This window comes from Fredinandcohnia quinoae (assembly GCF_022427965.1).
GTDB lineage: Bacteria > Bacillota > Bacilli > Bacillales > Bacillaceae_L > Ferdinandcohnia > Ferdinandcohnia quinoae.
Genome location: NZ_JAKTTI010000016.1, coordinates 1 through 14,690, shown reverse-complemented (window position 1 = coordinate 14,690; position 14,690 = coordinate 1). Strand labels below are relative to the sequence as shown.

General features: G+C 36.5%; 11 protein-coding genes. 8 read left to right on the top strand and 3 right to left on the bottom strand.

Annotated features, from left to right (window positions below; all coding sequences use genetic code 11):
- The first annotated feature begins 1 nt into the window (after position 1).
- Together MJG50_RS11220 and MJG50_RS11215 are read left to right on the top strand one after the other, a co-directional pair.
- Complete coding sequence (locus tag MJG50_RS11220) at positions 2–1,843, top strand: VWA domain-containing protein (RefSeq protein WP_240255808.1); 1,842 nt, start codon at positions 2–4, stop codon at positions 1,841–1,843.
- Between the two features lie 19 nt (positions 1,844–1,862).
- Positions 1,863–5,609, top strand: coding sequence for a cobaltochelatase subunit CobN (locus MJG50_RS11215; protein WP_240255806.1), 3,747 nt, complete (start codon positions 1,863–1,865; stop codon positions 5,607–5,609).
- 58 nt (positions 5,610–5,667) lie between these two features.
- On the opposite strand, the gene MJG50_RS11210 is transcribed toward MJG50_RS11215, so the two are convergent.
- The gene (locus MJG50_RS11210) at positions 5,668–6,123 is read right to left on the bottom strand and encodes a CBS domain-containing protein (RefSeq protein WP_240255804.1); all 456 of its coding nucleotides are present in this window, start codon (positions 6,121–6,123) and stop codon (positions 5,668–5,670) included.
- A gap of 190 nt (positions 6,124–6,313) precedes the next feature.
- Here MJG50_RS11210 and MJG50_RS11205 point away from each other — a divergent pair, with 190 nt between their 5' ends.
- From MJG50_RS11205 to MJG50_RS11190, 4 genes are all read left to right on the top strand, one after another.
- Positions 6,314–7,423 (top strand): ABC transporter ATP-binding protein, encoded by a 1,110-nt coding sequence (locus MJG50_RS11205; RefSeq protein ID WP_240255802.1) that lies wholly within the window; start codon positions 6,314–6,316, stop codon positions 7,421–7,423.
- Positions 7,413–8,225, top strand: coding sequence for an ABC transporter permease (locus tag MJG50_RS11200; RefSeq protein ID WP_240255800.1), 813 nt, complete (start codon positions 7,413–7,415; stop codon positions 8,223–8,225). The genes MJG50_RS11205 and MJG50_RS11200 overlap by 11 nt, the downstream gene beginning before the upstream one ends.
- Before the next feature lie 103 nt (positions 8,226–8,328).
- Entirely contained in the window at positions 8,329–9,021 is a 693-nt protein-coding gene (locus MJG50_RS11195) for an ABC transporter permease (protein ID WP_431307275.1), read from the top strand.
- The gene (locus MJG50_RS11190; protein ID WP_240255797.1) at positions 9,018–10,091 is read left to right on the top strand and encodes an ABC transporter substrate-binding protein; all 1,074 of its coding nucleotides are present in this window, start codon (positions 9,018–9,020) and stop codon (positions 10,089–10,091) included. The genes MJG50_RS11195 and MJG50_RS11190 overlap by 4 nt, the downstream gene beginning before the upstream one ends.
- A 57-nt stretch (positions 10,092–10,148) precedes the next feature.
- Here the strand turns inward: MJG50_RS11190 and MJG50_RS11185 are convergent, their stop codons facing one another.
- Entirely contained in the window at positions 10,149–11,387 is a 1,239-nt protein-coding gene (locus tag MJG50_RS11185) for a Zn-dependent hydrolase (RefSeq protein WP_240255795.1), read from the bottom strand.
- A 239-nt stretch (positions 11,388–11,626) separates the two neighbouring features.
- Between MJG50_RS11185 and MJG50_RS11180 the strand changes: the two genes are divergently transcribed.
- On the top strand, positions 11,627–12,007 hold the full coding sequence (locus MJG50_RS11180; protein WP_240255793.1) for a hypothetical protein: 381 nt from the start codon (positions 11,627–11,629) through the stop codon (positions 12,005–12,007).
- A 39-nt stretch (positions 12,008–12,046) separates the two neighbouring features.
- On the opposite strand, the gene MJG50_RS11175 is transcribed toward MJG50_RS11180, so the two are convergent.
- Positions 12,047–12,940, bottom strand: a complete 894-nt coding sequence (locus tag MJG50_RS11175) for a LysR family transcriptional regulator (protein ID WP_240255791.1) — start codon at positions 12,938–12,940, stop codon at positions 12,047–12,049.
- Positions 12,941–13,063: 123 nt separating this feature from the next.
- Between MJG50_RS11175 and MJG50_RS11170 the strand changes: the two genes are divergently transcribed.
- Positions 13,064–14,254, top strand: coding sequence for a coenzyme F420-0:L-glutamate ligase (locus MJG50_RS11170; protein ID WP_240255789.1), 1,191 nt, complete (start codon positions 13,064–13,066; stop codon positions 14,252–14,254).
- Positions 14,255–14,690 lie beyond the last annotated feature (436 nt).

Here is a 14,690-nt window from a genome sequence, read left to right as displayed (position 1 = left end):
TATGAATAAAGATTTTAACTACCCTTTTACCGCAATTATTGGGCAAGAGAAAGCAAAGCGCGCCCTAATGCTTGCATTAACCAATCCAAAAATCGGTAGTGTCTTGATCTCAGGTGAAAAAGGGACAGCCAAATCTACCCTTGTAAGGGGAATAGCACCCTTACTGAATAAATATCCCATCGTTGAACTTCCGTTAAATGCTACCGAGGAGCAAGTAATTGGTGGGGTAAATGTTGAACAGGTAATTAAGACCGGTGTAAAGAATGCACAGCATGGGCTGTTAGCTCGCGCAAATGGTCGTGTCTTATACGTTGATGAAATAAATCTATTATCACAAAATATCACAAATATCATTATAGAAACGTCTGCGTCAAAGGTAGTCCATCTAGCTAGAGAAGGAATTACAGACTCATATCCGTCAGATTTTATCCTAATAGGAACAATGAATCCAGAGGAAGGTCCTCTTTCTTCAAAATTTCTTGATCGATTTGGTTTATTTGTCCATGTCGAAGGTGAAAAAGATGTACATGTACGAAAGCAAATCATAAAAAATAGGTTGGCTTATGAACAAGATATGGAAGAATTCTGTATAAGTCACCGGCGGCAAATGGAAGCTTTAATGGACCAAATTCAAAAGGCAAGTGAGATTTTAAGCACTATCGGGATTCCCAATGAAATGAGACGGCTTTCCGCAGAAATTTCGATACAGGCTTGTTGTGAAGGACATCGTGCAGACATTCTCTTGATTGAGACAGCAAAGGCAATAGCCGCCCTTAATCAAGAAACTTTTGTAACAATCACACATATGCAAGAGGCAGCAAGCTATGTTCTGCCACATCGAATACGGGATACTAACGAGCAGCAAGCTTCACCTGTGGAAGATAATGAGTTATCTGAATCTGACCGAGAGAATGAGCAAAGAGTTCCGGAAACAATGAATCATCCTCCTCATACAGAATCTGATCAACATCATGAAAAAATCGAAGGTGAGGTAGATTCAGTTCAAACAATAGACGTACCATCTGGAGAAATCCAACTTTCTTTGATTGAGCCCAATTTGCAAAAAGACGTCATAAAAAGAGAAGGCAACGGAAAAAGAAACCGTACCAAAACAAGCAAAAAAATAGGGAGATACGTTAAGAGCATGTACCCGAAAGGTGCTGTGAATGATATTGCTTTTGATGCAACACTTAGGGTAGCGTCACTGTATCAGAAGGGGCGTGAAGCAAATGGACATTTTATCGTCGTTCATTCTTCTGATATCCGCCAAAAGGTTCGAGAAAAGCGAACCGGTAAAGTCATATTATTTGTCGTTGATGCAAGCGGATCGATGGGAGTTAATAAGCGAATGAGTATCGTCAAATCAACGATTATGTCACTGCTTCAAGAAGCCTATCAAAAAAGAGATAAGGTTGGGCTAATCACTTTTGCGAATAATGACAGCAAGGTACTCCTTGAGCCGACAAGAAGTATTGAGCGTGCAAATCGGGAATTACGTGAAATCCCAACAGGCGGGAATACACCATTAGCATTAGGACTTGAAACAGCTTTAGATAAGCTGAAAAATTTAAGCTATATAGAAGCAGATCACTCACCATTTCTTGTGCTGATTACAGATGGCCGTGCAAATGCGAACCTCTCACATGAAGACCAATGGGGGAAATCACTTCAAATTTGTGAAAAGATTCATTCACTTAACATGAAAAGCATGGTAATTGATACGGAAATAGGCTTTGTTAAGTTGGGACTAGCAAAGGAATTAGCCCAACGATTAGAATCCTCCTATTTTAAAATGGAGGAAATTGAATCAGAGGAAATAGTCAAGACAATCACCAGATCATAGTGGGGAGTGTAGTAATTATATGCATATTACCATCATTACATCAGCAATGGCGATATTATCTAGTTTGGCCTCGGGATTTAGGAAATTCGAGAAAACACACCCTGATCTTATTACCCTGGAATTATTTGATGCTAAAGGGACAATGCTCATCGAAGAAAAACAAGCTAGGTTTGAAAGAGCTATTGCTAAATCAGATTTTATTCTTGTAGAATTACGCCTTTGTCCAGAAGAATGGGTAGCCAGAATTGCTGAATGCGTTTCACTCGCACCAAAGCATGCAGAAAAAATCTTTTTTTCCTTACAGAATCCAAGGATGGGTACGGATTTTAAAATAGGACATTTATACGGTGAGGACTTATGTCAGTTATTTGAAGCAAATAGAAAGCCGCCAGTCTTATTCTCTTTAGACAATGAAAAGACGATAGCTGACCTTTCATCCCAGTTACCACTTGAAAAAAGAGTAGATTTTCAGCATTTAGCCGCAATTATTGAGTACTGGATATATGCAAATGAAGAGTATTTAATTCAATTCCTACTCTATATTGTCCGTGAGTACGGTCATGTGGACACTCATCATCTTCCTAAACCATATAAACCTATCATTACAGATAATATTGTTATCTATGAGAATAAGGATAAAAGAACGTATAGCTCTCTTGTTGATTATGTACAGGACTACCCATTTGATCAGCAAAAACCAACGATTGGCGTCATTTTTTTGGGCTATCATTTTAATGCAAGTAATATAGAATGTGTATTTGAAATCATTGAACGATTAAAACCAATTGCAAATATTATTCCGGTTTTAGCATCAAGCATCGCCCATCTTGATATCGAACGATTTAAACAGTTAGTTACAAGCGACCATTATAAGGTTAGTTTATTACTGAACTTTGTTCCATTTCGACTTGGTGCTGGTCCGATGGGCGGTAATTCTCACGAGGTCATTCCAATGCTGGAGGAGCTTGGTGTCCCAATCATGCATCCTTTCTTTATTACAAAAAGAACAGTAACAACGTGGAAAGACTCCATCCAAGGAATTGATTCATCGGAATACTTAACATCTGTCATGCTTCCAGAATTAGATGGTTCAATTGATACATTTCCAGTTGGGGCGTTAATGGAAGTTGAAGAAGATACATTTGATTTTGAGAATCAAAAGCTGACATTAATTGAAGAACGTGTTCAATACCTTATCAACCGGGTTAAAAAAATGTTTACGCTACAGAAAAAGAAGAATAGTGAAAAAAAAGTTGCAATTATTTGTTATAACTATCCACCTGGTGAAGATTCGATTTTTAGTGCTTCCTATATCGATACGTTCGAATCAGTTGCAAACATTTTAAAGTTATTGAAAAAGGAAGGCTATCACATACCGGATTTTTCAAAAGAGCAATTGATGGCAAATTTCACAGCAGGTAAGCTAGTCAATTCTGGTAAATGGAACTCAGAGGAAACTTATAGTGGATTCTTACGTTATCCTGTTCGTGAATATGAAAAGACGACAAAAGGTGATTCCTTGGCTAGGATTACAAATGATTGGGGAACAGCACCGGGTACGATCATGTCAGAGGATACAGATTTCCTCATTCCTGGAATGATATTAGGGAATATATTTATTGGCTTACAGCCCGCTAGAAGTACAGCGGATCAAGTTTCAAGTTCATATCATGATAAAACATTAACTCCTCACCATCAGTATGTAGCTTTTTATAGCTGGTTGAAGGAAAATTTCCAGGCAGATGCCTTGGTTCATGTTGGAACACATGGAACGTTGGAGTTTTTACAAGGAAAAGAGGTCGCAATGTCAGGGGACTGTTATCCGGATCAATTAGTCGGAGACCTTCCACATATTTACTTATATTATATTGGAAACCCATCTGAAGCTATGATTGCAAAAAGACGGACACACGCCGTTCTAGTCAGTTACCAAACACCTCCATACATAGTGGGAGATTTATATGGCGACTATGTTCAGTTAGAGGAGTTACTTGCAAATTACACTGAAGCAAAACGATTAGACCCTGATCGATGTGTACTGCTTTATGATGAAATATTGAAGATATCCAAACAACTACATTTCCCAAGTACGGAAATCGATGAAATTGAAATTGATTTATATCGTATGAAAAAGTCGCTCATACCAAAAGGTCTTCACATCTTCGGCAAAGGCTATGATGAAACCGATGCAAGAAATTATATAAAGCATGTATTAAAATATGATCGTGGGACATTAAAATCGATAAAACGATTAATTGCAGAGGACCAAGCGAAGGATTATGACGTTATATTAGAAAAATGTGATAAAGAGGAATTAGATCTGCTTGAAGAAATTGAGCATGAAATAATCAATCAATTTTTGGATAAAGGTTCATTTGATTCTCGTTTAATAACATCTGAAGCCATTCAAAACCGATGCTATGAATCACTTTCTTTTGGACTTACAGCCTATCATAATAGTAAAAATACACATGAAGAAGAAGGTTTAGTAGAAGCACTTCAAGGTAAGTATTCTCCTGTACGTTTGGCAGGAGATATTGTGAAGAGTCCGGATATTTTACCATCAGGCTATAATTTATATCAATTCGACCCTCGGCTAATTCCTGAAAAAACGGCTGCAGAACGAGGTAAGACTATTGCGGAAAATACAATAACCCAATACTATGATGAATTTGGCAGCTACCCAAAATGCACAGGGGTTGTTCTATGGGGATTTGAAACCTCACGTACACAAGGAGAAACAATTGGCCAAATCCTTCATTATCTTGGGGTACGGATTACTCAAGCTAGGGGAGCTTTTAGTCCACAGTTCGAGATCATCCCAATCAAGGAATTAGGAAGACCAAGAATCGATGTCGTAATAAATATTACTGGATTTTTTAGAGATATTTTCCCGAATGTTCTAGATGCATTAAATCAATTGTTTTTACAAATTGCTGGCTTAGATGAAACAGATGATGAAAATATTTTTAAAGCAAATACCAATCAAATTTATCAGCTATTACTACAGGACGGATATTCAGATGAAGACGCCTTCAAATTGGCGACAGCAAGGATATTTGGCCCTTCTGAGGGTGCTTATAGTACCCGCGTTACAGGCCTTGTCGGTGAACGAAATTGGACTGAAGAAAAGGACTTAGCAGACGGGTATATAAAGGATATCCAATATGTATACGGAATGGATCATCGAGGAGTGGCTTCCGAAGAACTTTTTAAAATGCATTTACAAGCAGTCGATCTAGTTTCCCAAATTAGAAGCAATTTGGAGTTAGAGGTTATTGACCTTGATCATTATTATGAATTTTTTGGTGGCTTATCAAAATCAGTAGAAGTGGAAAGAGGAATAAAAACACCTGTTTATATTTCTGATACTACAGGTGAGTTGATTCAAACCGAAGATGTTCAAGTATCCATTGAACGTGGGGTACGAACAAGGCTTTTAAATCCAAAATGGATTGATGGTTTATTGGAGCATCAACAGCATGGCACTCAGCAAATTTTGGAACGATTTGAAAATATGATTGGGCTAGCTGCTACGACAAATAAGGTAGATAGCTGGGTGTTCAGTGAAATGCACTCAACCTATATAGTCGATGAAAAACGAAGAGAGCAATTAACTGAAAATAACCGCTGGGCCTATCATAGTATGATGGAAAGACTATTTGAAAGTCACTCTAGAGGTTATTGGGATGCAACTGAACAAGAGCTTGAACAATTGAAATCAGCGTATTTGCAGCTTGAAGGCTCAATTGAAGGTAAAATATAGAACTTATTAGACACCTCATTTATGATTGAATGAGGTGTCCTTTCAATACTTTTATAGCCTAAATAAATGTATGAAACACATGACGAATGACATCTCCACGACTGATAATGCCAATTAATTTCCCGTCACGCTCGACAGGAAGTTTCTTGATTTGTCTTTTCCCAAGTGTTGCTGCTATATTTTCAATATCTTCATTCCACTCAACCTTGACAACCGTTTTCTTGGCGACTTTAAGAACATTAAGATCTAGGATCTTTTTAACCCTTTCTTCAAATTTATCATCGTCTCCATGTACCACATTAATAAAAAAGAAAGAATCAATAAATATATCATCATGCTTTCCAATATGTCTCATGATATCTCCATCACTTATATAAGCGACAATTTCATCATTATTATTTATCACAGGTACACCGCTTATATGATGCTCCAAAAACTTCTCCACAACCAACCGTACTGTATCTGTTTCTTTTACCTTAAAGACGACATTATTCATAATATCCTGAGCTTGCATATTATTTATCCTCCTTCAAATGGAAATATTCCCTACTATATAGTATTGGATAAAATTGGTGCGAATATAATTTTGTTTTATAATGGTTCTCAAACACAAAAACAAATTGAATTTTTAAGCGATTCGTGTATAATTGTTCCGAAGTGAAAACACGTGATACAAAAGTATCATGAGTGAGAAGGAGGTAAATATGACAAACGTTGCTATTATTCAATTTAAAAATGTAACTAAGCGATATGATAACGACCCAGTTGTACTAGATGATGTAAGCTTTGAGATTGAGAGGGGAAAATTCTATACACTTCTCGGTCCCTCGGGGTGCGGTAAAACGACCATTTTACGGTTAATTGCTGGCTTTACCGAAGCATCTGAAGGAGAAATTTTCTTTAATGGAAAAAAAATAAATCAGGTGCCCGCTAATAAACGTCAGGTTAATACAGTATTCCAAGATTATGCCCTTTTTCCACATTTAAATGTATATGAAAATGTTGCATTCGGATTACGTATTAAAAAAATGAAAAATGCTGAAATCGAAAAAAAGGTCAAGGAAGCATTAAGCTTTGTCAATCTACAAGGCTATGAAAATCGTGAAATTAAGGAAATGTCTGGTGGACAGAAACAACGTGTAGCAATTGCCCGCGCAATCGTTAATGAACCTGAGGTAATTTTACTTGATGAACCGTTATCTGCCCTTGATTTAAAGCTTCGTACAGAAATGCAATATGAGCTACGTGAGCTACAGCAGCGTCTTGGCATAACCTTCATCTTTGTTACTCATGATCAAGAAGAAGCACTTGCAATGTCGGATGAAATCTTTGTATTACATAAAGGCAAAATCCAACAAAGTGGTACACCTATTGATATATACGATGAGCCGATTAACCGATTTGTTGCTGATTTTATCGGTGAATCTAATATCGTAAAAGGGAAGATGATTGAAGACTATCTCGTTGAGTTTGTTGGTAAAAAATTCGAATGTGTTGACCAAGGCTTAAACCAAAATGAACCTGTTGAAATCGTGATTCGTCCTGAGGATTTGGAAATTACTTCTTTAGACCGTGGAAAACTGCAGGTTCGCGTTGACTCCCAGTTATTCCGTGGGGTACATTATGAAATCTGTTGCTTTGATAAGGATGGAAACGAATGGCTCGTCCATTCAACGAAAAAGGCGATTGTCGGTGATGAGATTGGACTATATTTTGACCCTGAAGCCATCCATGTTATGCGTCATGGTGAAACAGAGGAAGAATTTGATCGACGCCTAGAATCATACACGGACGGGGAAAGCCATGGAAAATAAGGTCACACGTAATATATATACGATCCCATATGTTCTTTGGATTATTTTATTTGTCATCGCACCGATTATTCTTGTTTTATATTATTCCTTCTTTGATATTGAAGGAAATTTATCTTTAATAAATTATAAAAAGTTTTTCACACCTGTTTATTTAAAAATGACATTAAGCTCATTTTGGTATGCATTTTTAATTACAGCTATTTCATTACTAATTGCCTACCCAACTGCTTATTTATTAACAAAAACAAAGCATAAACATCTTTGGCTATTATTGATTATTGCTCCATCATGGATCAATTTACTTTTAAAGGCATATGCCTTCCTTGGTATATTCGGAACCTACGGAATGGCGAATAGCTTCTTAGAGGTTATTGGAATCGGAACGAAACAAATTTTATTTACAGATTTTAGTTTTATTTTTGTATCGGTTTATATATTTATTCCATTTATGATTCTACCAATCTTTAACTCATTAAATGAATTAAATCCAACGCTTATGGATGCCGCCAATGATTTAGGTGCATCACGTTGGACAACCTTTAAAAGGGTAATCTTCCCTTTAACAATCGATGGGGTAAAATCTGGCTGTCAAGTAGTATTTATCCCAGCACTATCATTATTCATGCTAACAAGATTGATTGCTGGAAACCGAGTCATCACACTTGGTACCTCAATTGAGCAGCATTTCCTTGTGACACAGGATTGGGGCATGGGTTCAACGATTGCTGTATTTTTAATTATTTTCATGTTCCTCATTATGGCATTAACAGGGAATCGGAAGCGGGGTGCAAAAATTGGGTAAAAAACTATCACTCTCTTCACGTTTGTATTTAGTGATTATCTTTCTAATCCTATATACACCGATATTATTTCTCGTCTATTACTCCTTCAATAGTGGGGGTACAATGCACGATTTTGAAGGATTTACGTTAGATTGGTATAAAGAGCTTTTTCATGATACACGGCTCCTTATTATTGTATTGAATACACTCGTAATTGCCCTTTTATCTGCTTTAATTTCAACAATCATAGGGGTATTTGGTGCAATTGCAATCCGTTCAATTAGAGGAAAAAGAAAAAAGAACGCAATGCTGTCATTGAATAACGTACTAATTGTTAGCCCAGACGTTATTATTGGTGCATCCTTTTTAATTTTATTTACAATGGTCGGAATTAAGCTTGGATTTTATTCAGTGCTACTATCACATATTGCATTTAGTATTCCGATTGTAGTCTTAATGGTTTTACCAAAATTAATGGAAATGAGCCCAACATTGGAGGATGCAGCTCGTGATTTAGGGGCTAGCCAGTGGGATGTCTTCTCTAAGGTTATCTTACCGTATATCACACCAGGTATATTTGCCGGCTTTTTTATGGCATTAACCTATTCATTTGATGATTTCGCTGTTTCGTTTTTTGTAACGGGGAATGGCTTTAGTACACTTTCTGTTGAAATTTACTCACTAGCTCGTAGAGGAATTTCATTAAATATTAATGCATTATCAACGCTTCTGTTCCTATTCACAATGCTACTTGTTGTTGGCTATTATTTTATTACACAACGCAACAAGCCAAGTGGATTGGGGGTTAAAAAATGAAGAATCTATTTCGTTCCTTTTTAGCTATAATTCTTGTGTCAGCACTATTGTTATTTATCGTTTCTCGATTAAACTCTTCCCAAGGCTTCTCAAGTGGTAATACAGTAACTGTTTATAACTGGGGAGATTATATTGATGAAGAGTTGATTGATCAATTTGAAGAAGAGACCGGTATTAAAGTTATCTATGAAACGTTTGATTCGAATGAAGCGATGATGACGAAAATTGAACAAGGCGGCACTACTTATGATATTGCTGTTCCTTCAGAGTACATGATTGATAAAATGCGCGAGGAAAAGCTACTCATTCCATTAGATCATTCAAAGCTACCTAACTTAAAATATATTGATGAACGCTTTATGGATTTGCCATTTGACCCTCACAATAAATATTCTGTTCCTTATTTTTGGGGAACAGTGGGGATTGTGTATAATCCAAAAATGCTCGGCGACAAAGAAATTACAGGCTGGCATGATTTATGGGATAAGGATTTGAAAAATCAAATTTTATTAATCGACGGGGCGAGAGAAGTCATAGGAATGGGGCTTAATAGCCTTAATTATTCATTGAATGATACGAATAAAGCCCACTTAAGGGAAGCGAAGAAGAAGCTTGACACACTTACTCCTAACGTAAAGGCAATCGTTGGCGATGAAATTAAAATGCTTCTTGCGAATGAAGAGGCAGCTATCGGTCTGGTCTGGTCTGGTGATGCTGCAGATATTATGTATGAGAATGAAGATTTGGATTATGTTGTTCCTGAAGAAGGATCAAATCTTTGGTTTGATAATATGGTCATTCCGAAAACTGCCAAAAATATTGATGCTGCACATCAGTTCATTAATTTTATGCTTGATCCTGAGGTTGCAGCACAAAATACAGAATATGTAAGCTATTCAACACCTAATAAAGAGGCACTTAATTATATGCCAGAGGAAATGGTTACTGATGAACGTTTTTATCCATCACCTGAATTAACCGAGAAGCTCGAAGTATATGAGAACCTTGGTAAAAAGAATCTTGCCTATTATAATGAGCTTTTCTTAGAATTTAAGATGCACAGGAAATAAGAAGAAGAAGCGTTAAGAATGAATCTATTCTTTAACGCTTCTTTTTTAAATATCCTACTAACACGATTTTGCAAGTATATTTAACACAGTATCTAACAATACATTAACTCCCTTTTCACAATCCTCATATGGTGTAAATTCCTCTTCACAGTGGCTTTTGCCATCAATGCTTTGTACAAATAACATCGCAGTTGGAATATAGCTAGCTATGAACTGAGCATCATGTCCTGCCCCGCTGACCATCCTTTTGTTGGAATAGCCAAGATTATTGGCTGATTGCTCTAACATACTGCAAATATTTTTATCAAACCAGACCGTATCTCTACCCCATAATTTTGTAGTCTTTACTTCACAGCCTTCATTGTTTGGATAGTTTGGTAGTGATTGAATAATCTCTTCAACCCTTTGAATGATTTCAGGATTTTTGTGACGTGCCTCAACAGTGAAGACGACCTTATTTGGAATGACCGTATGAATATTTGGATAGGCATTGATTCTTCCCATTGTGAACACAAGCTCTTGATCTAATGGTGCTAACTTTTCTCTAAGTTCAGTTAGTAAATGATTTGTTGCAAAGAGAGCATCATTTCGCATTGTCATTGGAGTTGTACCTGCATGATTTGATTTTCCATTCACTTCAATCTCATAGCAGCACATGCCCACCACACATTCTACCACCCCGATAGAAAGTGATTCCTGTTCAAGAACAGGACCTTGCTCAATATGTAATTCCAAAAATGCATGGCCTTCTTTTAACCGATTCGATTTATCGCCAACATATCCAATTGCTTGTAATGTTTCCCCAAATGTATTTCCTTCTGTATCCATACTATTTAACATCTTAGTCTTTTCAAATTTCCCAGAAAGTACACCTGAAGCCATCATAGAAGGTTCAAACCTTGCTCCTTCTTCATTTGTAAAGTTTACGATTGTGATTGGGACTTGGGGCTTTATATTATGGTCAACTAATGTTCGAACAACTTCTAATCCAGCAAGAACTCCAAGAACACCATCAAACCTTCCACCCTTTTTAACAGAGTCAAGATGGGAGCCAATCAGGATTGGAGGTTTATCCTCAATTCCTTCGAGTGTTGCGTACATACAACCCATGTCATCAATCTTAACGGTCATACCTAATTCCTCACAACAGGAACGGAAATAATCCCTTACCAATCGGTCTTCTTCCGATAATGATAACCGGGTTACTCCATTATTCTCGGTTCGTCCATAATCTGCAAAACGTTCAAGCTCATCCTTAAGTCTTTGCCCATTAATCAAAAGCTTTTGCTGTTGCATACAGAACACTCCTTTGGTGAGTATTTTAACTAATATTCAAATAATTATATACAATTACATTTCACTAGTCATTGGACAATTCATAAAATATTTAAGACTTCTTTTTGGATAGTTTGTATAAGTAGGATGTAGCGAGAGGTACCGTATCTTATTCTCATCAAATTCTAATCTATTTCACAGGTGATTTTCACATGGGCTCGATAAGATAAATTTAACAAAAGTCAGGAGGAAAGATGATCATGCAAAAAGTAATCATATTGATGATAGGCACACTACTACTAGCTGCTTGCGGAAGTAATGAGAAAAACGTGGTACATAAGGAAAAATCGCCAATTGTGGAGACTGTTGCTGCAGAAATGCCAAAGTCCACTGAAAGTGAAAAAAATGAGTCCATCATTGAGAATAGTGAAATGCTTGAATTCGCAAGTTTGGAAGCCAATGTAAGCTTATCAGACTATCAATTAAATGTTGTAGAAGATAATCCGCATAAGCGAATCATTCTATTAAAAAATAAACAAGGACAAGAACGGTATAAAAGCATCTTTATTAAAGATACAGGTGAGCTTAAAATCATTGAATTTAATAAGGGACCTATCTTCGTTGACATGATTGGTAAATAGGGGCAACCAGTTCTATTTTCGGAACTGGTTTTCCTTTTTTTACTTTTTTATATAATTTTCAATGATTTCAACAAACCTAGTAGAAGCTGGTGATAAGGGTACACTTTTTAAATAACAGACTCCTACACTTCTCTTCGGAATCTCTTCAATAAGCTGAATTTCATTAACTACTCCCTTTTGTAAATACTCATAAGAAAATTCCTTCGTCACACATGCAATTCCCAGATTTATTTTGGCAAACTCCAATAATAGATCATGGGAACCTAATTCAAATTCAGGTGAAATCTTTATTCCTTTTGAAGCCATATAATCCTCAACATACTTCCTTGAATTTGATTTATGCTCAAGAAAGATAAGTGGTAACTTTGTTAATTCATTCAGATCTATCGGTTTAGATAAAAGAGGCTTGTACTTTTCTCCACATACAAAAATATCATGAATCTCAATACATGGCCTCAATTCAAGAGTTGGATCATCTAGGGGAAAATTACAAATAGCGATATCTATCTCACCAGATTTTAAATGAGCAACAAGTTCAAGAGTGGTACCATTCACAATTTTAATGCGAATATTCGGATACTCATTGTGAAAGATTTCTAGGAAAGGTAGTAAAAAATGCCTTGAAATCGTATCTCCCACTCCAACTTTTAATTCTCCCGCAGTCAAATTTTTAAACTCTAGAATTTTCTCTTCTCCAACGTCAATTAAATTAATTGCTGAGTGAACATATTCAAACAATAGCTGCCCCTCTGAGGTTAATGAAACACCTTTGGGACTTCGATTAAAAAGACGTATATCTAGTTCATTTTCCAATTGCATAATTGCCTGACTAATCGCTGGCTGGGTTAAATATAGTTCTCTTGCTGCCTTTGAAAAGCTTTTACATTTCCCTACCGTCCAAAACACCTTATACAAATCTAGCTTCCCTATCATATAAGCACTCCTTATATGTACCATTAATTATATTCATTTTACTTATATCATTAGATTGGGGTATATTACAAGTAAAGGGAATGATTTGTTGTCCCAATCGATACATAATAAGGAGCGGTTACATTGGAAAGAGTCGTTGGTACAGTTGTAAGAGGTCTTCGTTGTCCAATTATTAATGAAGGGGACAAGATTGAAGAGATCGTTGTTGATAGTGTATTAAAAGCATCTGAAGTTGAAGGCTTTCAAATAAATGACAAAGATATCGTTACTGTCACTGAATCAATCGTTGCTCGTGCTCAAGGGAATTATGCAACCATTGATCATATTGCTAGTGATGTTCAATCAAAATTCGGTGATGATACAGTTGGTGTGACTTTCCCAATCCTAAGCCGTAATCGTTTTGCAATCGTCCTTCGTGGAATCGCAAAAGGTGCTAAGAAAATTGTCTTAATGTTAAGCTATCCATCTGATGAAGTTGGAAATCATTTAGTAGATATTGATTTGCTTGATGAAAAAGGGGTTAACCCTTGGACAGATACGTTAACAGAAGCACAATTCCGCGAGTACTTCGGATATAACAAACATACCTTCACAGGTGTTGATTACATCGATTACTATAAATCAATTGTTGAAGAATATGGTGTAGAATGTGAAGTTATTTTCTCAAATAATCCTAAAACCATTTTAGAATATACAAAAAGCGTTCTTACATGTGACATTCACACACGTTTCAGAACGAAGAAAATCTTAAAAGCTAATGGCGGCGAAAAGATTTACAGTCTTGATAATATTTTATCAGAATCCATTGATGGCAGTGGCTTTAACGAAGCATACGGCCTACTAGGTTCTAATAAATCTACTGAAGAGCGTGTGAAGCTTTTCCCGCGTGACTGTCAACCGGTTGTTGATTCAATTCAAGCACTACTGAAGGAAAAGACAGGTAAAAATGTTGAAGTAATGGTATATGGAGATGGAGCCTTCAAAGACCCAGTCGGGAAGATTTGGGAGCTTGCTGATCCAGTTGTATCACCAGCTTACACATCTGGACTTGATGGTACACCAAACGAGGTAAAACTGAAGTATCTTGCAGATAATAACTTTGCTGATCTACGTGGCGAAGAATTGAAACAAGCTATCTCTCAATACATTAACAAAAAGGAAGACGATCTAGTCGGCACAATGGAGTCTCAAGGGACTACACCAAGAAGACTTACTGACCTTATCGGTTCTTTATCAGACTTAACATCTGGTAGTGGAGATAAAGGTACACCAATCGTCTTCATCCAAGGTTATTTCGATAACTACACGAAATAATGTGGAGAAACAGTTGAGCATATACATTGTACTAGAATTAAGCGCTTGGGATTATACCGAGCGCTTATTTTGTTATTTTGATTTTGGATGATAGATGGTTTTTAAACTATGGGGCTTAGTTTGTGGGCGGGGACGGGGCAGTTTCGTGCTAATGTGCATATAAATTGGATATCGTGCAAATATTCCTGTGGGCGAGCATATATTTGATTTATCGTGCATAAGTTTTTATAAGCATGCATATCTGGATTTTACCGCGCATATAATCAGATGAGCTCGCATATTGGAAATTTTGATTAAGGGTAAACCTACTGTTTGGCCCGGATTATGATGTTTCTTGCAAATAAATAGTTTTTTACTTGTGCTTTACCCAGTATTAAAGGGAAAAACCTTCATTTTTAATTAAAACTAGCTTTTTTAAGCATGTAAATTAACTTCT

Bases quoted from the DNA above. Each gene is read 5' to 3' on its own strand.
- MJG50_RS11195 (WP_431307275.1), top strand. From the start codon at position 8,329: ATGCACGATTTTGAAGGATTTACGTTAGATTGGTATAAAGAGCTTTTT.
- MJG50_RS11200 (WP_240255800.1), top strand. From the start codon at position 7,413: ATGGAAAATAAGGTCACACGTAATATATATACGATCCCATATGTTCTT.
- MJG50_RS11175 (WP_240255791.1), bottom strand. From the start codon at position 12,940: ATGATAGGGAAGCTAGATTTGTATAAGGTGTTTTGGACGGTAGGGAAA.
- MJG50_RS11215 (WP_240255806.1), top strand. From the start codon at position 1,863: ATGCATATTACCATCATTACATCAGCAATGGCGATATTATCTAGTTTG.
- MJG50_RS11220 (WP_240255808.1), top strand. From the start codon at position 2: ATGAATAAAGATTTTAACTACCCTTTTACCGCAATTATTGGGCAAGAG.
- MJG50_RS11185 (WP_240255795.1), bottom strand. From the start codon at position 11,387: ATGCAACAGCAAAAGCTTTTGATTAATGGGCAAAGACTTAAGGATGAG.
- MJG50_RS11210 (WP_240255804.1), bottom strand. From the start codon at position 6,123: ATGCAAGCTCAGGATATTATGAATAATGTCGTCTTTAAGGTAAAAGAA.
- MJG50_RS11190 (WP_240255797.1), top strand. From the start codon at position 9,018: ATGAAGAATCTATTTCGTTCCTTTTTAGCTATAATTCTTGTGTCAGCA.
- MJG50_RS11205 (WP_240255802.1), top strand. From the start codon at position 6,314: ATGACAAACGTTGCTATTATTCAATTTAAAAATGTAACTAAGCGATAT.
- MJG50_RS11180 (WP_240255793.1), top strand. From the start codon at position 11,627: ATGCAAAAAGTAATCATATTGATGATAGGCACACTACTACTAGCTGCT.